Annotated in this window: 16 protein-coding genes and 1 pseudogene; 10 read left to right on the forward strand and 7 right to left on the reverse strand. The window is 69.9% G+C overall.

Annotated features, from left to right (window positions below; translation table 11 throughout):
- Positions 1 to 128 precede the first annotated feature (128 nt).
- Complete coding sequence (locus tag ACIREO_RS38275) at positions 129 to 812, reverse strand: hemolysin III family protein (RefSeq protein WP_404119298.1); 684 nt, start codon at positions 810 to 812, stop codon at positions 129 to 131.
- Between the two features lie 218 nt (positions 813 to 1,030).
- On the opposite strand from ACIREO_RS38275, the gene ACIREO_RS38280 reads away from it, so the two are divergent.
- Entirely contained in the window at positions 1,031 to 2,857 is a 1,827-nt protein-coding gene (locus ACIREO_RS38280) for a phosphoenolpyruvate carboxykinase (GTP) (RefSeq protein WP_404119301.1), read from the forward strand.
- Between the two features lie 178 nt (positions 2,858 to 3,035).
- On the forward strand, positions 3,036 to 4,781 hold the full coding sequence (locus ACIREO_RS38285; protein ID WP_404119303.1) for an Ig-like domain repeat protein: 1,746 nt from the start codon (positions 3,036 to 3,038) through the stop codon (positions 4,779 to 4,781).
- 99 nt (positions 4,782 to 4,880) lie between these two features.
- Here the strand turns inward: ACIREO_RS38285 and ACIREO_RS38290 are convergent, their stop codons facing one another.
- The 3 genes from ACIREO_RS38290 to ACIREO_RS38300 all read right to left on the reverse strand — a co-directional run bounded on the left by ACIREO_RS38290 (position 4,881) and on the right by ACIREO_RS38300 (position 7,787).
- On the reverse strand, positions 4,881 to 5,279 hold the full coding sequence (locus tag ACIREO_RS38290; protein ID WP_404119306.1) for a hypothetical protein: 399 nt from the start codon (positions 5,277 to 5,279) through the stop codon (positions 4,881 to 4,883).
- 82 nt (positions 5,280 to 5,361) lie between these two features.
- The gene (locus tag ACIREO_RS38295) at positions 5,362 to 6,573 is read right to left on the reverse strand and encodes a pyridoxal phosphate-dependent aminotransferase (protein WP_404119309.1); all 1,212 of its coding nucleotides are present in this window, start codon (positions 6,571 to 6,573) and stop codon (positions 5,362 to 5,364) included.
- 401 nt (positions 6,574 to 6,974) lie between these two features.
- Complete coding sequence (locus ACIREO_RS38300) at positions 6,975 to 7,787, reverse strand: arylamine N-acetyltransferase (protein ID WP_404119311.1); 813 nt, start codon at positions 7,785 to 7,787, stop codon at positions 6,975 to 6,977.
- 271 nt (positions 7,788 to 8,058) lie between these two features.
- Between ACIREO_RS38300 and ACIREO_RS38305 the strand changes: the two genes are divergently transcribed.
- Complete coding sequence (locus ACIREO_RS38305) at positions 8,059 to 8,898, forward strand: serine protease (RefSeq protein ID WP_404119313.1); 840 nt, start codon at positions 8,059 to 8,061, stop codon at positions 8,896 to 8,898.
- Positions 8,899 to 8,994: 96 nt separating this feature from the next.
- On the opposite strand, the gene ACIREO_RS38310 is transcribed toward ACIREO_RS38305, so the two are convergent.
- Positions 8,995 to 10,605: an amidohydrolase family protein gene (locus ACIREO_RS38310; protein ID WP_404119316.1), complete on the reverse strand. Its 1,611-nt coding sequence runs from the start codon at positions 10,603 to 10,605 to the stop codon at positions 8,995 to 8,997.
- Between the two features lie 136 nt (positions 10,606 to 10,741).
- Positions 10,742 to 12,043 carry an amino acid deaminase gene (locus tag ACIREO_RS38315; protein WP_404119318.1) on the reverse strand — a complete coding sequence of 434 codons (1,302 nt, stop codon included), beginning with the start codon at positions 12,041 to 12,043 and terminating at the stop codon, positions 10,742 to 10,744.
- Positions 12,044 to 12,181: 138 nt separating this feature from the next.
- Between ACIREO_RS38315 and ACIREO_RS38320 the strand changes: the two genes are divergently transcribed.
- The 5 genes from ACIREO_RS38320 (at position 12,182) to ACIREO_RS38340 (ending at position 17,475) form a co-directional block, all read left to right on the forward strand.
- Entirely contained in the window at positions 12,182 to 13,237 is a 1,056-nt protein-coding gene (locus ACIREO_RS38320; protein WP_404119321.1) for a sugar kinase, read from the forward strand.
- Entirely contained in the window at positions 13,234 to 13,992 is a 759-nt protein-coding gene (locus ACIREO_RS38325; protein ID WP_404119324.1) for an IclR family transcriptional regulator, read from the forward strand. Before ACIREO_RS38320 ends, ACIREO_RS38325 begins: the two co-directional genes overlap by 4 nt.
- Positions 13,993 to 13,998: 6 nt before the next feature.
- Positions 13,999 to 14,409 carry a RidA family protein gene (locus ACIREO_RS38330; RefSeq protein ID WP_099174748.1) on the forward strand — a complete coding sequence of 137 codons (411 nt, stop codon included), beginning with the start codon at positions 13,999 to 14,001 and terminating at the stop codon, positions 14,407 to 14,409.
- Between the two features lie 134 nt (positions 14,410 to 14,543).
- Positions 14,544 to 16,016 (forward strand): GntP family permease, encoded by a 1,473-nt coding sequence (locus ACIREO_RS38335; RefSeq protein WP_404119326.1) that lies wholly within the window; start codon positions 14,544 to 14,546, stop codon positions 16,014 to 16,016.
- 154 nt (positions 16,017 to 16,170) lie between these two features.
- On the forward strand, positions 16,171 to 17,475 hold the full coding sequence (locus ACIREO_RS38340) for an Nramp family divalent metal transporter (protein ID WP_404119329.1): 1,305 nt from the start codon (positions 16,171 to 16,173) through the stop codon (positions 17,473 to 17,475).
- A 136-nt stretch (positions 17,476 to 17,611) separates the two neighbouring features.
- Here the strand turns inward: ACIREO_RS38340 and ACIREO_RS38345 are convergent.
- Positions 17,612 to 18,627 (reverse strand): annotated as a pseudogene (locus ACIREO_RS38345) (chitinase).
- A 583-nt stretch (positions 18,628 to 19,210) separates the two neighbouring features.
- Between ACIREO_RS38345 and ACIREO_RS38350 the strand changes: the two are divergent.
- Both ACIREO_RS38350 and cpaB read left to right on the forward strand, forming a co-directional pair.
- The gene (locus ACIREO_RS38350; RefSeq protein ID WP_404119331.1) at positions 19,211 to 20,095 is read left to right on the forward strand and encodes a hypothetical protein; all 885 of its coding nucleotides are present in this window, start codon (positions 19,211 to 19,213) and stop codon (positions 20,093 to 20,095) included.
- 78 nt (positions 20,096 to 20,173) lie between these two features.
- On the forward strand, positions 20,174 to 20,878 hold the full coding sequence (cpaB, locus tag ACIREO_RS38355) for a Flp pilus assembly protein CpaB (RefSeq protein WP_404119334.1): 705 nt from the start codon (positions 20,174 to 20,176) through the stop codon (positions 20,876 to 20,878).
- Positions 20,879 to 20,884 lie beyond the last annotated feature (6 nt).

A 20,884-nucleotide genomic window follows, 5' to 3' on the forward strand; every position in this document is an offset into this window, starting at 1 on the left:
TTCACCGGCCCCTGAGCCGTGGTCCGCACCTTGCGGATCTCGAAGTCCATCGCACCCCTTGAGCTGGGGTGTTGCGACAACCACTAGAACCTAAGTGGCGGCCGGGCCCTTCGCCGTGCGTGGGACGGTTACTGCTGGTAGGCGACCAGGGAGATGCCGACGTAGTGCACGATGAACGCCGCCAGTGTCAGCGAGTGGAACACCTCGTGGAAGCCGAACCAGCGCGGCGACGGGTTCGGGCGCTTGATGCCGTAGATGACGCCCCCCGCGCTGTAGAGCAGCCCGCCGACGACGACGAGGACCAGCACGGCGATGCCGCCGGTGCGCATGAAGTCCGGCAGGAAGAACACCGCGGCCCAGCCCATGGCGATATAGCACGGGGTGTAGAGCCAGCGCGGGGCGCCGACCCAGAACACGCGGAAGGCGGTACCGGCCGCCGCTGCGCCCCAGATCGCCCAGAGGAGCGGGCGGCTGGTGGACTCGGGCAGCAGCAGGAGCGTCAGCGGCGTGTACGTGCCGGCGATGATCAGGAAGATGTTGGCGTGGTCGAGCCTGCGCAGCACCGCCTCGCCGCGTGGACCCCAGGTGCCCCGGTGGTAGACCCCGCTCACGCCGAACAGCAGGCAGGCGCTGAGTACGTAGACCGCGCAGGCGATCCGCGCGCGGGTGCTGTCGGCCAGGACGATCAGGGCGATCCCGGAGACGACCACCGCGGGGAACATGCCGGCGTGCAGCCAGCCGCGCATCCGCGGTTTGACCGGGACTGGGTCGGTGAGCTCGACGGGTCCGGATCCGGAGGCGGCAGAAGTCATATCCGCATGCTACCTACGCTCCCGTAGGTCGTACCGGCCGACGCATATCAGTGGCCATGCTCACGTGGGCGGCCCTCTGGACATATGGGCGGGATGGTCGGATGATCAAATGAGTGCGGTCGGCACCGGATGAGCGCCAGGGGAATTTCGAAGGGGTCAGCATCCGGGTCGCAGCCCCCACGGGGCCTGACATCACACCCTCTCTACAAGGAGCGATCGTGGCGCGAGACATCGCGGCTCCCCTCACTGTTCCCACTCGGCACCAGGAGCTCGCCTCCTGGGTTGACGAGATCGCGGCTCTCACCCAGCCGGACCGCGTGGTCTGGTGCGACGGCTCGGAGGCCGAGTACGAGCGCCTGTGCGAGGAGCTCGTCGCCAAGGGCACCTTCACGAAACTCGACCCGGTCAAGCGGCCCAACTCGTACTACGCCGCCTCCGACCCGAGCGATGTCGCCCGCGTCGAGGACCGCACCTTCATCTGCTCCGAGAAGGAGCAGGACGCGGGCCCGACCAACCACTGGAAGGCTCCCGCGGAGATGCGCGAGATCTTCACGGGTGAGAAGGGCGTCTTCCGGGGCTCCATGCGCGGTCGCACGATGTACGTCGTGCCGTTCTGCATGGGCCCCGTCGGCTCACCGCTCTCCGCGATCGGGGTCGAGATCACCGACTCCGCGTACGTCGCCGTCTCGATGCGCACCATGACACGCATGGGCCGGGAGGTCCTGGACGAGCTCGGCACCGACGGATTCTTCGTCAAGGCCGTCCACACCCTCGGCGCCCCGCTGGCGGCCGGCGAGCAGGACGTGCCGTGGCCCTGCAACGCCACCAAGTACATCTCGCACTTCCCCGAGGACCGCGAGATCTGGTCGTACGGCTCCGGCTACGGCGGCAACGCCCTGCTCGGCAAGAAGTGCTACGCCCTGCGCATCGCCTCCGTGATGGCCCGGGACGAGGGCTGGCTCGCCGAGCACATGCTGATCCTCAAGCTCACGCCGCCGCGCGGGGAGTCGAAGTACGTCGCAGCGGCGTTCCCGAGCGCCTGCGGCAAGACCAACCTCGCCATGCTGGAGCCCACGATCTCCGGCTGGACCGTCGAGACCATCGGCGACGACATCGCCTGGATGCGCTTCGGCGAGGACGGCCAGCTGTACGCGATCAACCCCGAGGCCGGCTTCTTCGGCGTCGCGCCCGGCACCGGCGAGCACACCAACGCCAACGCCATGAAGACCATGTGGGGCAACTCCGTCTTCACGAACGTCGCGCTCACCGACGACGGCGACGTGTGGTGGGAGGGCATGACCGAGGAGCTCCCCGCGCACCTCACGGACTGGAAGGGCAACGACTGGACCCCGGAGTCCGGCACACCCGCCGCCCACCCCAACGCCCGCTTCACCGTCCCGGCCGGGCAGTGCCCGATCATCGCGCCGGAGTGGGAGGACCCGAAGGGCGTGCCGATCTCGGCGATCCTCTTCGGCGGCCGCCGCGCCTCCGCGGTCCCGCTGGTCACCGAGTCCTTCACCTGGCAGCACGGTGTCTTCCTCGGGGCCAACGTGGCCTCCGAGAAGACCGCCGCGGCCGAGGGCAAGGTCGGCGAGCTGCGCCGCGACCCGTTCGCCATGCTGCCGTTCTGCGGCTACAACATGGGCGACTACATGAAGCACTGGGTCGAGGTCGGCGCCGACAAGGCGGACCAGTCGAAGCTCCCGAAGATCTACTACGTGAACTGGTTCCGCAAGAACGCCGCGGGCAAGTTCGTGTGGCCCGGCTTCGGCGAGAACAGCCGTGTCCTCAAGTGGATCGTCGAACGGCTGGAGGGCAAGGCCCAGGGTGTCGAGACCCCGATCGGCATCCTGCCGGCCAAGGGTTCCCTGGACACCGAGGGCCTGGAACTCTCCGAGTCCGAACTCGACTTCCTGCTCACGGTGGACAAGGAGGTCTGGCGCGAGGAGGCCGCGCTGATCCCCGAGCACCTCAACACCTTCGGTGACCACACGCCGAAGGAACTGTGGGACGAGTACCGCGCGCTGGTCCGGCGCCTGGGCTGAACCGCGTACGGCACCCGGAGCCCCCTCACGGCTCCGGGTGCCGCCCCGTTTCGGGGGAAACCTCCATACATCGCCAACAGCTTGCGCACATAACCTTTACAACCGTTGCATGATCCCCACGCGGCGCCGAGCGGGACGGAGGCGCCGACAACCCTGTGGGGGGAAACAGTTGAACAGGTTGAACAGGTTGAACGGACCAGGGCAGAGGAAGCGCGGCATCGCGACACTCCTCGCGCTCACGCTCGGGAGCGCGGGCCTCACGGTGCTCGCGGCGCCGGTGGCCCACGCGGCGGACGACGACGTGGCCAAGCTGCCCATCTCGTCGTTCTCGTCGATGGTCGTGGACTCCGCGCACGAACGCGTCTACATCACCGACGACGTACGGTCCGCGTCGGTGAAGACGTCGGTGCAGGTCTACAACTTCCAGGGCCAGAAGGTGGACGCGCTGGTCAGCTCGGCCGGCTCCGTGGGCGGGATGGCCCTGGCGCACGACGGTTCGGCGCTGTACGTCTCCGAGGCGAGCCGGATATCTTCCTACGACACCGGGACGTACGAGAAGACCACCTACTCCGGGACCAGTAACTCCGGGCAGTGCGGGCGCCAGCTCGCCTACGCGGGCGGAAAGGTGTGGCACACCGACATCGCCTGGTCCACGCAGTGCGATGACCGTCAGAGCTATCTGTACGGGACGGTGAACGGCGCTCCCTCCTACACCGGCTGGGAAGGCGCGGGCAGGCTCTACTTCGCGAGCGCACCCCAGGCCCCGGACCTGCTCGCCGTGGGGCAGACGCTGAGCCCGGGCGGCACCGATCCCTATCTGACCGTGTTCGACACCAGCGGCGACACGCTCGTACGGGGGCCGCAGCGTCGCTTCGCCGACAGCACGGGTGCGGGTGCGCTCGACCTGAAGGACCTGGCCCTGTCGGCTGACGGAAGCCGACTGGCCGTCGCCGACGCCGCGCACGGTACCCGGCTGCTGAACACCGCCGACCTGTCCGACGCCCCTACGCGCTACCAGCCACTGCCGGAGGGCGCGAAGGCTTCGGCCGTCGCTTTCAGCGCGGACGGCGAGTACGTCGCGCGGGGCGCCACCGCCACCGGCTCGACGGCCGACCTCCTGATCCAGAAGGCGGATCCGGAGCAGGGCACCACCGCGCTGGAGTTCGCCTTCGAGGGCGAGCTCGACGGCACCCGGGTCACCCCGCGCGGCCTCGGATGGTCCGAGGACGGTTCCCGGCTCTTCGCCGTCACCACCAACGCGTCGGGCACCGGCTACTGGCTGCACGTGATCCAGCCCCCGGCCGCCCAGTACGACTCCCGTTTCTCGGGCGCGCTGTCCACCACCCCCGGCACTCCGGTCGTCGGTGAACCGCTGGGCATCCGGGGCCGGCTCGAACTGGACGGCACCGCCCCGGCCGAGCCGGCCAAGGTGTCGGCGGTACGCCATGACGCGGGCGGTGACCGGAAGCTTGCGGCCGTGGAGGTCGACGCGGACGGTACGTTCACGGTCCTCGACGTCCCTTCTCTGGTCGGCGAGGCCACGTACACCCTGTCCTTCCTGGGTGACGTGACCCATCGTCCCGCCGAGGACGTCACCCTCCAGGTCACGGTGGCCAAGGCGCCCACGGCCATCACGCTCACGGCTCCGGCGGAGACGACGAAGAACGAGAACCTGGAGATCACCGGCACTCTGACCGGCCAGGGCCGGCCCCTGCCCCCGGGCATCACCCTGTCCGTGGAGCGGGCCGACAAGAAGGGCACCGGGGTACTCACGTCGGCGGCGGTCGCGGCGGACGGCACCTTCAGGATCAACGACCGGGCGTCCGTCCGGGGCGAGGTCGTCTACACGGTCGCCTACGCGGGGGACGGCCTGCACAGTGCCTCGACCGCGTCGGCGACGGTGCGCGTCCGCGCCGCCCTGTAGCCGCAGGAGCGGAGAACGCCCGAGCCGGGTGCGGTCCGCACCCGGCTCGGGCGTGTGGCACCCGGTCCACGCGTCTTCGCGACCCGTGGACCGGGGCCGTCAGGGGGCGCCGACCAGGGCGGTCGGCGCGGTGGGGGAGGACAGGGCCTCGGCGTGCGCGTCCATGGCCTCGGCGGCGAGGATCGCCACGGCGGTGTCCGCGCGGGACGCGGCCACCACCAGGGTCCGTCCGGCCAGGGCGTGGGCGCGGCGGTGCAGGGCGGCCGGGGGCGCGTCGCTCCGGCCGGCGTGCCGGGCGGGCGGCGCCGAGCGCAGCCGGGCGACCTGCCCTGCGATGCGGTCGCCCATGGCGGAGAGACCCAGCTCGTCGGTGACGGCGAGCAGTGCCGCGAGATGTCCGGCGAGCTGGATGTCCAGCTCCTCCTCGCGGCTGCGGTGCGGGAAATCGGCGTGGTCGGCCGATGTGTGGACCGACTTCGTGCGGATCGGCTCGTACATGGATGGCCTCCTGATCGTGCAGTAAAGCCATCCTATCTTGGATCCAGTCTAAAGTTGTGCCGGATCCGAAGATCTTGGCCGCTCAGGGCTGGCTGTAACCGTCCAGGAAGTTGCCGATACGCGTCACCGCGTCGGTCAGGTCCTTGACCGACGGCAGCGTGACCACCCGGAAGTGATCGGGGTCAGGCCAGTTGAAGCCCGTGCCCTGTACCACCATGATCTTCTCGGCCCGCAGCAGGTCGAGGACCATCTGCCGGTCGTCCTTGATCTTGAAGACCTTGGGATCGAGCCTCGGGAAGAGATACAGCGCCCCCTTCGGCTTCACACAGGTCACCCCGGGAATCCGCGTCAGCAGGTCGTACGCCACGTCCCGCTGCTCCAGGATCCGCCCGCCCGGCAGCACCAGCTCGTTGATCGACTGCCGTCCGCCGAGCGCGGTGGCCACCGCGTGCTGCGCGGGCATGTTGGCGCACAGACGCATGTTGGCCAGGACCGTCAGCCCCTCGATGTACGAGGAGGCGTGCGCCTTCGGGCCGCAGACCGCCATCCAGCCCGAGCGGAACCCCGCGATCCGGTAGTTCTTGGAGAGCCCGTTGAAGGTGAGCACCATCAGATCGGGGGCGATGGCGGCGGTCGGGGTGTGCGTCGCACCGTCGTAGAGGATCCGGTCGTAGATCTCGTCCGAACAGACGACCAGGTTGTGGCGCCGGGCGATCTCCGTCAGCCCGCGCAGCATCTCGTCGTCGTAGACCGCGCCCGTCGGGTTGTTCGGGTTGATGATCACGATCGCCTTGGTGCGGTCGGTGATCTTCCGCTCGATGTCCGCGAGGTCCGGCATCCAGTCGGCCTGTTCGTCGCAGCGGTAGTGCACCGCCGTACCGCCGGCAAGCGAGACGGAGGCCGTCCACAGCGGGTAGTCCGGGGCGGGGACGAGCACCTCGTCGCCGTCGTCGAGCAGCGCCTGCATCGACATCTGGATCAGCTCGGAGACACCGTTGCCCAGGTAGACGTCCTCGACGTCGAGGTCGATCCCCTTGGTCTGGTAGTGCTGCATCACCGCGCGCCGCGCGGACAGCAGGCCCTTCGCGTCGCCGTAGCCGTGCGCGCCCGAGAGGTTACGCAGGATGTCCTCGAGAATCTCCGGCGGACACTCGAACCCGAACGCCGCGGGATTGCCCGTGTTGAGCTTGAGGATGCGATGACCAGCGGCTTCGAGCCGCATCGCTTCCTCGAGCACGGGGCCGCGGATTTCGTAACAGACGCCGGAGAGCTTCGTGGACTGGATGACCTGCATGTCTGCGAGCTTAGACGGTCCGGCAAATGGTGGGCGGCGTCGCGGGGCTGGGCACGCACATCTGCGGCGTTGTCGTCAATCAACAACGCTCCGCGTTGCCTCAATCCTCCGCCTTGCAGCTGCACGCACCCAGCCCCGCTCCTTCTTCCGCCCACCATTTGCCGGACCGTCTCACGACCGTGTTTCGCGCGCTGCGCCCGGTTCGCGTACCGGTTGCTCCCTCCGGGGGTGCGCGACGGCCCGTCGGGTCTTCCATCGGCATGCCGCCCCGGCCGCGGACCGTGGGAACGGCCGGTCCGGGCGGGGCCGCGGCTTGGAATGCGGGCGTGGGGCGAGCGGCCGGGTGAGATGCGCCACGCGGGGCCCGCGGCCCCGGGTGCGGCGTGTGCCGGCTCCGGCTCTCAGCCGGGCAGAACGGTCCCTTCGGGCAGCCGTACGCCGAAGTCATCGGCCAGCACCCGCACCACCTCGGCGGAGTCGCTCAGCTCCCGCTCCTCGACCGTGCCGTCGTCGGCGGTCTGCACGAGTGTCCGCCCGGAAAGGGCCAGGTGGAGGCCCGGCAGGGTGCGCTGGGCGTACACCGCCTGCCGGAACGGCGAGCGCGGGTTCGTCGCGATGTGCCAGTTGATGACGTCGTAGTCCGGGGCCTCGAACGGCTCCAGGGTGAACTCGTACTGCGGCTCCCAGTAGCCGCCCTTGTCCGCCTGTAGCTCCCACATCTCCAGCGGCCCGTCGTGCGGGGCGTGCACGAGGCGGTGGCGGCGCGGGGTGTCGAGCAGCTCGGCGTCCACCACCAGCGGGATCGGCTCCAGCAGCGCGCCGGTCGAGCCGAAGCCGACATCGGCCAGCCAGGGGGTGGACTCACCCTCCACGTCCACCCGCATCAGCATGTGCGTACGGGGCCGGACGTCACCGGGCGCGGCGCCCACCACCACCCGCGCGGTCAGCAGCGTCACCTGGAACCCGAGCTGGGTCAGGGCGGCGGTGAGCAGGGTGTTGTGCTCGTAGCAGTACCCGCCGCGCTCACTGCGGACGAGCTTCCTCTCCAGGTCCGGGAGCGCGAGGGACGGGGCGCTGTCGAGGAGGGGCTCCAGATTCTCGAACGGGATGCCCAGGATGTGGGCGCGGTGCACGGACCGCAGCACCTCCACGGTGGGGCGGCGCTCCCCGGACCATCCGATGCGGGCGAAGTAGGCGTCGAGGTCGAGTGTCATACGCCGACACTACGCAGACACCTCAGAGGTTTCCCACATGCCGTCACGGCACAGAAGAGCCAGGGAGCACGGCCTTCGGGGGCGTGGCAGGGGAGGAACCCGATACGAGGCCGTCGCGCGCCAGCGCGGCCCAGCTGCTCCCGGCCGGAGGTGCGCTGACCGTCCACCGGCTTGATTTCGCCCCTTGTGGGGACTCTCTCCGTACGCAAACATGCGCATGTCAAAAACCGGAAGAACCCCGGTACAGACGCATACGGAGGGGACCCCCCACATGAAGAAGCCTCTCATCGGCGCGCTTTTTGCTGTCCTGTTCATCGGCGCGGGCATAGCACCCGCAACCGCGGCCCCCGCTCCGGACGCCACGGACGTCCGGGTGAAGGCGGTCGACCTCGCCGGGACGGTCGCGCTCAGCAACTGTTCCGGCTCCGTCGTCCGGGCGCCGTCCTCGCAGCCGGACGACCCGGCCCTCGTGCTGTCCAACGGGCACTGCCTGGAGAGCGGGTTCCCCGGTCCGGGCGAGGTCGTGCTCGACCAGGCCTCGACCCGGAGCTTCACCCTGCTCGACGCGGCGGGCGGCGGTGTCGGCACCCTGCGCGCCGACAAGGTCGCGTACGGGACGATGACGGACACGGACGTCTCGCTCTACCAGCTCACCAGCACCTACGCACAGATCGAGAGCAGCTACGGCATCGAGGCGCTCGAACTCGACGCCGCGCGCCCGGCTCAGGGGACCGCGATCACGGTCGCCTCCGGCTACTGGCAGCGCACCTACAGCTGCTCCGTCGACGGGTTCGCCTACCGGCTGAAGGAAGGCGAATGGACCTGGAAGGACTCGGTCCGCTACACCTCCGCCTGTCAGACCATCGGGGGCACGTCCGGCTCCCCGGTGATCGACGACGCGACCGGCAAGGTGGTCGCCGTCAACAACACCGGTAACGAGGACGGGCAGGAGTGCACGGACAACAACCCGTGCGAGGTCGACGAGAACGGCACCGTGACCGTCCGCGAGGGCATCAACTACGCCCAGCAGACCTACGGCATCGTGCCGTGCGTCGGCAGCGGCAACCTGATCGACCTGGACCGGGAAGGCTGCGCGCTGCCCAAGCCGTGACCCGGGACGACACGCCTCGGCCCGCCGGGAACAGACCGGCGGGCCGGGATGGTTCGGTGCGCGGGAGAAGTGGTGCGTGCACGCGCGTGGGAGCGGTCAGGCCGTGCCCCGCACCGCCCGGCCGGCCAGGGTGGAGGTCCGCTTGCCGTCCTCGATGACGAAGCGCCCGTCGATCAGGACGTGCGGGATGCCCACGGGCAGGGTGCGCGGCTCGTCGAAGGTCGAGCCGGCCGCCACCGTGGCGGGGTCGAAGAGGACCAGGTCCGCACGGTAGCCCTCGCGGACGTACCCACGGTCGGGCAGACGCAGGCGGCCGGCCGGCCGGGACGTGAGATGGGCGACGCACTCCTCCAGCGAGAGGATGCCAAGCTCCCTCACGTACCGCCCGAGGTACTGGGGGAACGTGCCGTACGCGCGGGGGTGCGGCTTGTCGCCCTGGAGGATGCCGTCGCTGCCGCCGGTGTGCACCCGGTGGCGCATGATCTGCCGGACGTTCTCCTCATGGCCGACATGCTGGAGGATCGTCGTGCCCAGCCGGTCCTCGACGAGCAGCCGGCGGACCGTCACCCAGGGCTCCTCGCCGCGCAGCCGGGCGGACTCGGCCACCGTACGGCCGACGTAGCCGGCCATGTCCGGTGAGCCGACGCCGGAGATCTCGATGGTGTCCCACTCCATCGGGACGCCGTGGCAGCCGTCGGAGCCCACGACCTCCACGTGGTGGCGCATCCGCTCCGAGGTCTCGTCGTCGGCCAGCCGCTTCATGATCGACTCGGGGCCGCCCTCGCTCGCCCAGCTGGGGAGCATCGCCACGAGGGTCGTGCAGCCGGGCGTGTACGGATACGTGTCGAGCGAGATGTCGGAGCCCGACGCGAGAGCCTCGTCCAGGAGAGCGAGGAGGTCCGGCGCCTTGCCCTTGTTCAGGCCGAAGTTCATGGTGGCGTGGGCGAGATGGAGCGCGCAGCCGGCGTCGCGGGTGAGCTGCACCATCTCCTCGTACGCCTGGAGCGCCCCCGCCCCGTACGAGCGGTGGTGCGGACAGTAGTAGCCGCCGTGCGCCGCCACCACCCGGCACAGCTCGGTGAGTTCGGCGTCCTTCGCGTACATCCCGGGGGTGTACGTCAGGCCCGAGGACATGCCGACCGCGCCCTCGGCCATGCCCTGGGCGACGAGCTCCTTCATACGGTCCAGTTCGGCGTCCGTGGCGGGCCGGTCGTCCCAGCCGACGGCGAGCATCCGGACGGTGCCCTGCGGGATGAGGTAGGCGGCGTTGACGGCGATGCCCTGGCCGCCGAAGTTGCGGTCGAGACGGTCCAGGTAGCCGCCGACGGTGCGCCAGTCGAAGTCGATGTCGCCGCCGTCGCCGTTCCAGCCGGCGATGGAGCGGCGGACCTCGGCGAGGGTGCGGTCGTCGGCGGGGGCGTACGACAGACCGTCCTGGCCGAGCACCTCCAGGGTGACGCCCTGCGCGGCCTTCGCGCTGTGGTCGGGGTCGCGCAGCAGCGCGAGGTCGCTGTGCGCGTGCATGTCGATGAAGCCCGGCGAGAGCGCGAGGCCGTCGGCGTCCAGGGTGCGGGCGCCGGTGGGGCGGGGGCCGTCGCCCTCCCTGCGGATCTCGGCGATCCGGCCGTCCGTGATGCCTAGGTCGGCGCGGTAGGCGGGGCCGCCGGTGCCGTCGATGACGGACGCGTTGCGAATGACCAGGTCCATGGTGTTGCTCGCCTTTCAGGCACGCCTCAAACGCCGGCGAGGCCGGTTTTCAGCCCGTCCGGCGTTTGAGGACCGGGGTCTGGGGCGGAGCCCCGGTTACGGGAAGGGGTGGGGCGGGGAAACAACCCCGTAGGGGTCAGAAGAACGTGCGGATGTACTCCGTGACCGTGCCGTCCGCCTCCACCAGCGGGATCAACTGCCACTTGTCGAACGACGTGCAGGGATGCGACAGCCCCATCCCGACCCAGTCGCCGACCTCCAGCTCCGCCCCCGCCTCCGTGCGCACCCAGCCGTGCTGGTCGGAAAGACCGCTGACGGTGATGCCGGTGGCCGGCCTCACCGAGCCGTCGCGTGCGGAGCGGACGACCTGAGCCTCGGGGAGGTCCAGGTCGTAGGCCGCGTCGCGCTTGCCGGCGTTGACGAAGGCCTGCTCGGGGGAGGGGCGTGAGACGACCTGGGCCCAGAGGCGGAAGGCCGGCTGAAGTGTGCCCTCCTCGGGGACCCGGTTGAAGGGGGTGATGTGGCGGTAGTGGCCGTCGTCATGGCTGACGTACGCGCCGGAGCGCAGCAGCCTGAGTACGGGCCGGCTCAGCGCGGGGATCCCCGCGAAGACGTCGGCGACCGCGTCGAACCAGGCGCTGCCGCCCGCGCTGACCAGGATCTCCTCGCCGTCCACGAGCGCGCCGAAACGGCCGGCCGCGTCGAAGTCCGCCGCCAGCGCGACCAGTCGGCGCAGCCACTCCCGGACCCGCTCCGGGGAGGCGTCCGGCACCTCGCCCTCGTAACCCGCGACGCCCACGAGCCGCAGGGTGGACGTGGCCGCCACCGCGTCGGCGACCTCCGCGCAGTCGGCCTCCGTACGGGCGCCGGTGCGGGCGCCCTCGCCGGCTCCCAGCTCCACCACGACGTCGACGGTGCGGACGGCACCCGCCGCGCGCAGCGCCTCGTCCATCAGCTCGACGCCGCGCACGGAGTCCACGTAGCAGGCGAACGTGAAGTCCGGATCGGCGTCCAGCTCGCCGGCCAGCCAGCGCAGCGCCACCGCGTCGACGAGCTCGTTGGCCAGGAAGATCCGCCGGATGCCGTAGGCGCGGTACACCCGAGCCTGGTGGGGGACGGCCGCGGTGATGCCCCACGCGCCGTACTCCAGCTGACGGGCGAAGAGCTGCGGGGACATCGACGTCTTGCCGTGCGGCGCGAAAGCCAGACCGTGCCGCTCCGCGTACGTCTCCAGCAGGGCCAGGTTGGCCTCGATCGACTCCGCGGACAGGGCCAGCACGGGGGTGGTGAAACCACCGGTGAAGAGGTTACGGCGCTCGGCCGCCAGCGCGCCCACGGTCAGCCCCTCCGCGTCGGGCGGCAGCGCCTTGAAGCGGTGGTCGACCCGTTCGCCGGCGAGTGCCGTCACGGACTGTTCGGGGGACTGCTCGGCGGCCAAGGGGAACTCCTCGGGGGAATCAGCGTTGCATTGTGTGCAACAGGCGTTGCGTATATCGCTCAAGGCTGTCTAACATCCGAGCCGATGCCGGGTCAATGCTGAACACCGGCGCCCACGGCCGACCACGAGGAGCCCAGAGTGCCCGGATCCGCAGCCAGGACAGCCACCGCGGACGTCGTCTGCCTCGGCGAGTCCATGGTGACGTTCCTGCCCTCGCAGCCGGGCCGCCTCGCCGACGTCCCCTCCTTCGGCCGGGGCATCGGCGGCGCCGAGTCCAACGTCGCCTGCGCGCTCGCCGCCGCCGGCCACCGGGCGAAATGGGTCAGCCGCGTCGGTGCCGACGGCTTCGGCGACCACCTCGTCGACACCGTCGCCGGTTACGGCGTCGACACCTCCGCCGTCCGCCGCGACGCCGGCCGCCCCACCGGCATCTACTTCCGTACGGCGACGGACCGGGCCACCGACACCCACGAGGTGGCGTACTACCGGGCCGGCTCCGCGGCCTCCGCGATGTCCCCGCACAACGTCCCGTACGAGGACCTCCTCCCCGCCCGCGTCGTGCACCTGTCCGGCATCACCGCCGCGCTCTCCGCCGACTGCCTGGCACTCCTGAACGACCTCACCGCCCCACGCGACGGCCGCCCCCTGATCTCCTTCGACGTCAACCACCGTCCCGGCCTGTGGCGCGACGGCGAGGCCGGCCCGGCCGTCCTGCTCGACCTCGCCCGCCGCTGCGACCTCGTCTTCGTCGGCGAGGACGAGGCCGAAGAGGCCTGGGGCGTCCACGGCACCGAGGCGATCCGCGCGGCCCTGCCCGAGCCGGGTGTCCTGGTCGTCAAGCGGGGCTCGGAGGGCGCCACCGTCTTCTCGCGGACGGGCGCAGGCCCGGAGGACACCGTCACCACCGTCCCCTCCCTGCGCGTCGACGTCGTCGCCGCCGTCGGCGCGGGCGACGCCTTCGCCGCCGGCTTCCTCTCCGCCACCCTGCGCGACCTGTCCGTACGCGACCGCGCCCGGCACGGCCACCTCATGGCCGCCGCCGTCCTCACCGTCCCCGGCGACCTCACCGGCCCCCCGCCCCGCGCGTACGCCGACCGGCTCGCCGCCCTGGACGACGAGGCCTGGGGCACACTTCGTCTCGGCCCCGGCTGGACAGCCGCCGACGGGGCGAACGAGGAGGTACGAGTCACATGAGCCAGACCGTCGACCGCGCGCTGAACATCCTGCCGCTGCTCGCCCAGGGCCCCGCCGACCTCGGCCAGGTCGCCGAACGCCTGGACGTCCACAAGTCCACGGCGCTGCGCCTGCTCCGTACGCTCCACGAGCACGGACTGGTCTACCGCCAGGAGGACCAGCGCTACCGCCTCGGCGCCCGGCTCTTCGCGCTCGCGCAGGAAGCCGTCGAGAACCTCGACGTACGCGAGATCGCCCACAGCCACCTCGTCGCACTCAACGAACAGTGCGGGCACACCGTCCACCTCGCGGTGTACGAGGAGAACGAGGTCCTCTACATCGACAAGGTCGAGAGCCGCTACCCCGTGCGGATGTACTCACGGATCGGCAAACCCGTCGCGATCACCGTCGCCGCGGTCGCCAAGCTGCTCCTCGCCGACCTCGCCGAGCCCGAACGGCGCGCGATCGCCGAACGGCTCGACTACCCCATGTACACGTCCCGTTCGCTCCCGAACGCCGGTGCCTTCCTCAAGGAACTCGCCGTCGTGCGCGAACAGGGCTGGGCCACCGACCTCGGCGGCCACGAGGAGTCCATCAACTGCGTCGGCGCCCCCATCCGGGGCGCGGACGGGCGGGTCGTCGCCGCCATGTCGGTGTCCGCGCCGAACGTGGTCGTCACGGCCGAGGAACTCCTCACCCTGCTCCCCCTGGTGCGCCGCACCGCGGAGACCATCAGCCGGGAGTACTCCGGCACCGCCCCCACCAAGAAAGCCTGAACCGTCATGACCGAGAAGACCGCGCTCACCCCCAGCACCCACACCACCCCGCCCGCGAAGTTCTCGCACGGCGTGAAGAAGGGGAACATCCTCCAGGTCGCCGGTCAGGTCGGCTTCCTGCCCGCCGTGGAGGGCCAGGCCCCCACCCCGGCCGGCCCGACGCTGCGCGAGCAGACCCTCCAGACCTTCGCCAACGTCAAGGCGATCCTGGAGGAGGGCGGCGCGAGCTGGGACGACGTGATGATGATGCGCGTCTACCTCACGGACGTCGACCACTTCGCCGAGATGAACGCCATCTACAACGAGTACTTCGAGGAGCAGGGCCTCAAGGCCCCGGCGTCCGCACGTACGACGGTGTACGTCGGCCTGCCCAAGGGACTCCTCATCGAGATCGACGCCCTCGCGGTCCTCGGCTGATCACCCGCCCCACCGCCCCACCGAACCGCACCACCCCGCAGCACGGCACGGCGCCCCGCACCTTCCCCACGGGGACGCCGTGCCGCGCTCTCCCCTGCCCCGAAGGGCCACGTCACCAACGGAGTTGACCGCTCATGCTGCTCGCCGCTACCCCCGCCCCCGAGGCGCCACCCCACACCGGTGGACTGCTTCTCCTGATCGGCGGTACGCCCGGTCTGCTGACCGTCGCCGCCCTCGGGATCGTGCTCCTGCTCTTCCTGATCATCAAGGCGAGGCTGCAGCCGTTCGTCGCGCTGCTCGCCGTCTCCATAGCCGTCGGCCTGGGTGCCGGTCTCTCCGTCACCGAACTCTTCGGCACGGTCCAGAAGTCGGCCGCCGTCTCGGTCATCGAATCGGGCATGGGCGGCATCCTCGGGCACGTCGCGATCATCATCGGCCTCGGCACGATGCTCGGCGCGATCCTGGAGGTGTCCGGCGGCGCGGAGGTCCTGAGCGCCCGCCTGCTGAACCTCTTCGGCGAGAAGCGCGCCCCGCTCGCCATGGGCCTCACCGGCCTCATCTTCGGTATCCCGGTCTTCTTCGACGTCGGCATCTTCGTCCTCGCGCCGATCGTCTACGCCGCCGCCAAGCGCTCCGGCAAGTCGGTCGTCCTCTACGCGATGCCGCTGCTGGCGGGCCTCTCGATGACCCACGCGTTCCTGCCGCCGCACCCCGGTCCTGTCGCCGCGGCGGGCCTCTTCAACGTCTCCCTCGGCTGGGTCATCCTGATGGGCGCCCTCGTCGGCATCCCGTCCGTCCTCGCCGCCTGGGGCTACGCCGCCTGGATCGGCAAGCGCATCTTCGTCGACGTCCCGCAGGACATGGTCGAGGCGGCCGCCGAGGCCAAGGCCGCGGTCGTCGCCGAGCAGCGCGCCTCCGGCGTCACCCCCCACGAGAAGCCCGTCCCGCTGGGCACCGTGCTCGCGATCATCGGTACGCCGCTGATCCTCATCCTGGCCGCGACGTTCTCCTCCATCGCGCTCGACCCGTCCACCCTGCGCTCGGTCGTCGAGTTCTTCGGCAACCCGTTCGTCGCGCTGACGATCGCCCTGCTCCTCGCCTACTACCTGCTGGGCATCCGGCGGGGCTGGTCCCGCAAGTCCCTCGAATCGGTCTCCACGTCCTCGCTGAAGCCCGTCGGCAACATCCTGCTGGTCGTCGGCGCGGGCGGGATCTTCGGAGCCGTGCTGAAGGGCAGCGGCATCGCGGACGCGCTCGCCGACACCTTCAACGACGTCGGCCTGCCGGTCATCCTGCTCGCCTGGCTGATCTCCGTCGTCCTGCGGGTCGCGCAGGGCTCGGCGACGGTCGCGATCGTCACCACCGCCGGCATCGTCGTCCCGCTCGTCGAGGGGCAGGGCATGTCGCAGGCCCACCTCGCGCTGATCATCATGGCGATCTCGGCGGGCTCCATCTTCGCCTCGCACGTCAACGACGGCGGATTCTGGATGGTCTCGAAGTACTTCGGCATCTCCGAGCGCGACACCCTGAAGACCTGGACGGTCCTGGAGACGGTCCTCTCGGTCGCCGGCTTCGTGGTCGCGGCGGCGCTGAGCCTGGTGATCTAGGGCCGCCCGTCCGGATCGGGCCGTGACCGACACGGCCCGATCTCCGCCGCGGTCCCCGGACCGGCGTCCATATGCGTCGGCGCCCGGACGGGACATGACGGCGTTATGACGCGCCCCCTTGTGCGAAACGGCGCCATGCGCTTCGTTGATCGACATGGCGGAGACAAGCGAGACCACAGGGGCGGGGGAGCTGGGCTCCCAGCCGCGTAAATCCAGCTGGCGCTACATCGGGCCCGGCATCGTCGTAGCGGCGACGGGGGTCGGGGCGGGGGACCTGGTCGCGACGCTCATCGCGGGCAGCAAATTCGGCTACACCCTCATGTGGGCGGCCGTGATCGGCTGCCTCGTCAAGATCTCACTCGCGGAGGCGGTGGGCCGCTGGCACCTCGCGACGGGCCGCACCCTCTTCGACGGCTGGCGCACCCTCGGCGGCTGGACCACGGGCTACTTCGCGGTGTACGTCGTCATCTGGGGCTTCGTGTACGGCGCGACGGCCATGTCCTCCAGCGCCCTGCCCATCGTGGCGATGTTCCCCGACGGGCCGGGCCTGAAGACCTGGGCGATCATCACCGGGCTGATCGGTCTGGTCTTCGTCTGGTTCAACCAGTACGCCGTCTTCGAGAAGGTCATGACGGTCCTGATCGGCGTGATGTTCGTCGTGGTGGTCTACGTCGCGATCCGGGTGTCACCGGACGTCGGCGCCTCCTTCGCGGGGCTGCTCCCGGTCCTCCCGGACGGCTCGCTGATCTACACGCTGGGGCTGGTCGGCGGGGTCGGCGGCACGATCACCATGGCGGCGTACGGGTACTGGGTCAACGCCAAGGGATGGTCCAACACCTCCTGGATGAAGGTGATGCGGATCGACAACCGGGTCGCCTACATCACCACCGGGATCTTCGTCGTGGCGATGCTCATCGTCGGCGCCGAGCTCCTGCACTCCTCGCAGATGGCCATCAACAAGGGCGACCGCGGGCTGATCGACCTCGGCGGGATCCTGGAGGAGCGCTTCGGGGCGGCCACCGCGAAGCTGTTCCTCTTCGGCTTCTTCGCGGCGTCGTTCTCCTCGCTCATCGGTGTGTGGCACGGCGTGAGCCTGATGTTCGCCGACTTCGTGGACCGGATCCGGGCCGCCCGGGGTGACCAGGGCGTGGACAAGGCCGGCAGCGAGACGGTCCGCCGGCAGGAGCGGTCCGTGCCCTTCCGCGCGTATCTGCTCTGGCTGACGTTCCCGCCGATGACGCTGCTGTGGCTGGACGAGCCCTTCGGGCTGGTCATCGGCTACGGGGTCCTGGGCGCGTTCTTCATGCCGTTCCTGGCCCTGACCCTGCTCTGGCTCCTCAACTCCAGCCGCACACCCAGGGAGTGGCGCAACGGGTGGCTCAGCAACGGCATGCTGGGCGCGGCCGGACTGCTGTTCATCGTGCTGTGCGTCCAGCAGGTGCGCGAACTGCCCTGGTGAGTCGGTGGCGTACGCGTCGGTGACGACGCAGCAGCGCCGCCGGGGGAGCGGCGGCGCTGCTGGACCGGTGGTCCTGCGGGGTCACGAGACCCCGTGGATGTGCGGGGCCACTACAGCCCGTGGGCGTGCGGAGCCACTACAGCCCGTGGACGTGCGGGCCGACCGCGCCGGACCACGCGTTGCCGGCGGCGGCGTCCCAGTTCGTGGACCAGGTCATCGCGCCGCGCAGGTCCGGATAGGTCTTGGAGGGCTTGAAGGAGCCGCAGCTCGTGCCCTTCGTCAGGCAGTCCAGCGCCGCGTTCACGACGGACGGCGCGACGTAACCGCTGCCCGCGCCGCTGGCGGAGGCGGGGACGCCGAGGCCGACCTGGGACGGGGCGAGGCCGCCCTCCAGCTGGATGCAGGCGAGCGCGGTGAGGAAGTCCACCGAGCCCTGCGAGTAGACCTGGCCGTCGCAGCCCAGCATCGAACCGCTGTTGTAGTACTGCATGTTGACGACGGTCAGGATGTCCTTGATGTTGAGCGCCGTCTTGAAGTACTCACCGGACGTCGACTGCATGTCGATGGTCTGCGGGGCCATCGTGATGACGAGCCCGGAGCCCGCCTTCGACGACAGGGACTGCAGAGCCTTCGTCATGTAGGTGGAGTTGAGGCCGTTCTCCAGGTCGATGTCGACGCCGTTGAAGCCGTACTCCTGGATGAGCGCGTACACCGAGTCCGCGAAGGCGGCGGCGGAGGCGTCGCTGTTGACGGCGACGGCCCCTTCTCGCCGCCCACGGAGATGATGACGTTCTTGCCGGCGGCCTGCTCGGCCTTGATGTCCGCCTTGAACTGGTCGACGGTGTAGCCGTTCAGCCCCGCCGAGTCCAGGTTGAACGTGACCTCGCCCGCCGTGGTCGTGGCGTCGGCGAAGGCGACGGCGATGATGTCGTAGTCCTCGGGGACGTCGCTGAGCTTCTGCACGGTGGCGCCGTTGTTGAAGTTCTGCCAGTAGCCGGTCACCGCGTGCTCGGGCACCGCGACCGAGGTGGCCGCGGCCTGCGCCGTACCGGCCGTGCCGATGTCGGCCGCCTGTCCGGTGGTGACGAGGCCGGTGACGGCCAGCGCACCGGCCGCGACGACGGCGACGGCCCCGCCGATGAGCGGACGGATCCGGCGCCTTTTGTGCCTGCTGCTGCCTGCGGAGCGTTCCACTTGCTGCCTCCGGTGGGGGGAGTCGGGAGTGCTGGGGGGACGGTGGCCACCGTTGGCCGATAAACTGGTCCAGACCAATCGAGTTGTCAAGACCTCTGGCAGCCCGGATGTGTGCGGCGGGGCGGATGAGGGGGGTGGGGCGGGGCTCGCTCTCACCTTCGAGTGACCCTTCCTGGGCCAGGGGGTGCACTCGCGCGGGTGATGCGGCCGGGTTCCCGGAACGTGACGGAGTGGATTTCGCGGAGAGCCGGGGGGAACGCCGCCGGTCCGTTCTGACGTGGGCGGATGAATTCCACCGGATTTCAAACATCGAGTGTCTGGGTAACTCTGAGCAGCGGTGCAGGAGTTAACCACTTTGCCTTTCGTCCGATTTCGTACGGAGGCGTGGCGAACGCGTGTGCACGCACGTCTTCGTACTGGGATCCGATACCTGTTCTCTGCCTGCTCTGACGTGGCTAAAGTGCTGGGGAAGAAGCACGGAGCAGGAGCGTTTGAGGCCGGAGTCCCCCGACGACGGCCGGAAGCCGGAACGGGGTAGGGCGTGCCGACCGCAATAGCAGTGACCAGTGCTGATCTCGTGCTCCCGCCGACCGATCAGCAGACACCCACAGCGGCCCTGTTACAGGCACCCGAAGCCCAGCCCCTCGATCTCGCGATCGGTGACATGCACCTGCTTCTGGAGCAGCACGGTTATGTGATCGCGGTCTATCCCAAGAGCATCGGCCCCGCCCATGAACGCCGGCTGCACGCCATCCGCTCGATGCTGGAGAGCGACCGCATCGCCCTGCTCAAGACGGACCTGCCGCCGCTGGGCGTCGCCGTGCTCGTGCGTCAGCTGCGCCAGCTCTCCGTCTGCGACTTCAGCCCGGGCGTGGTCGCCTCGGCGGCGCGGCTGCTCACCCACTACATCCACGCCGGAGCCCTGCTGAACTCGGTGGCCAGGCTCGACATGGTCCCCGTCAGCCTCAAGACCCACGCCAAGTCCTGGCTCCCGGGATCGCAGTTCGCCGTCCTCGCCGGTCCCAGCCCGCAGCTCGTCAGGATCGGCCCGGCGGCCGAACCCCCGGCCGGACCGGCCTACGCGACACAACTGCTGGTCGCAAAAGGCCAGTTGACGTCCCAATGGGTCCAGCAGACTCTCGCCCCGGCATGGGGCGTACAGGCCATTCAGGAGTGCGCGCTGCCTTCCGGATCGCCGCACTGGTGGGGCACGGGGAAGCTCGTGGAATTCGCCTCCTTCCTCCCGGACATCTCCGTGATCTACCAGATCGTTTCCTCCGTGCGCCGGGAAAACTGCCACTGGTGCGGAATGGAGCTCATCGGCGACCGCTGCGGGTTCTGTTCCTCCCCGCTGGCACCGCCCGAGAACCGAAAGCGTTCCCCGGCAGTCCTGAGCATCGGAGCGCCCGCGCCACCGAACACCTAGCGCCGGCTCCCGCAGACACCGCGCGTCCCTCTCCGTCCCCTGCTCCACCTATCCGACCCGAACGAGGTTGTCCGGCCCATGAACTCCCGCCAGCGCCGCGGCGTGATACTCCTGCTCCTGTCGGTCCTGTGCGCCCTGGGTGCCTTCGCCGGGGTGCTCTCGGTGATCAGCGACGTCAACTCGAAGGTCGGGCCCGAGGTCGACGCCTACCGCCTCAAGGAAGACGTGGCCCCGTACACGGCCCTGACCGCCGGGCAGTTCGAGAAGGTCTCCATGCCCGAACGCTGGCTGTCGGAGAACGCCGTCACGGAGCTCGACGAGGTCGACGGCAAGATCGCCGTCACCGAACTGCAGAAGGGTTCCCTGATGCAGTCCGACATGATGGCCGGCAGCCCCGAACTCAAGCCCGGTGAGCAGGAGATCGCCATCATGATCGACGCCGCCACGGGTGTGGCGGGCAAGATCCGGCCGAACGACAAGGTGAACATCTACGCCACCTTCGAGGGCGAGCGGGACGGCGAGGCCTCCCAGTCCAAGGTCATCGTCTCCAACGCCAAGGTCCTCGACGTCGGCGAACTCACCCCCCTGGAACCGGGGAAGGACGACAGGAACCAGGCGACCGAGGCCGTGCCGATCACCTTCGCGCTGAACACCCTCGACACCCAGCGGGTCGCCTACGCGGAGTCCTTCGCCCAGCACGTGCGTCTCGCGCTGATCGCTCCCGGCAGCGACGGCACCATCAGCCCGGGCGACCGTACGTACACGCTCGACAAGGACAAGTGAGGATCG

The organism is Streptomyces sp. NPDC102441 (genome assembly GCF_044765585.1).
In the GTDB taxonomy this organism is placed as follows: domain Bacteria; phylum Actinomycetota; class Actinomycetes; order Streptomycetales; family Streptomycetaceae; genus Streptomyces.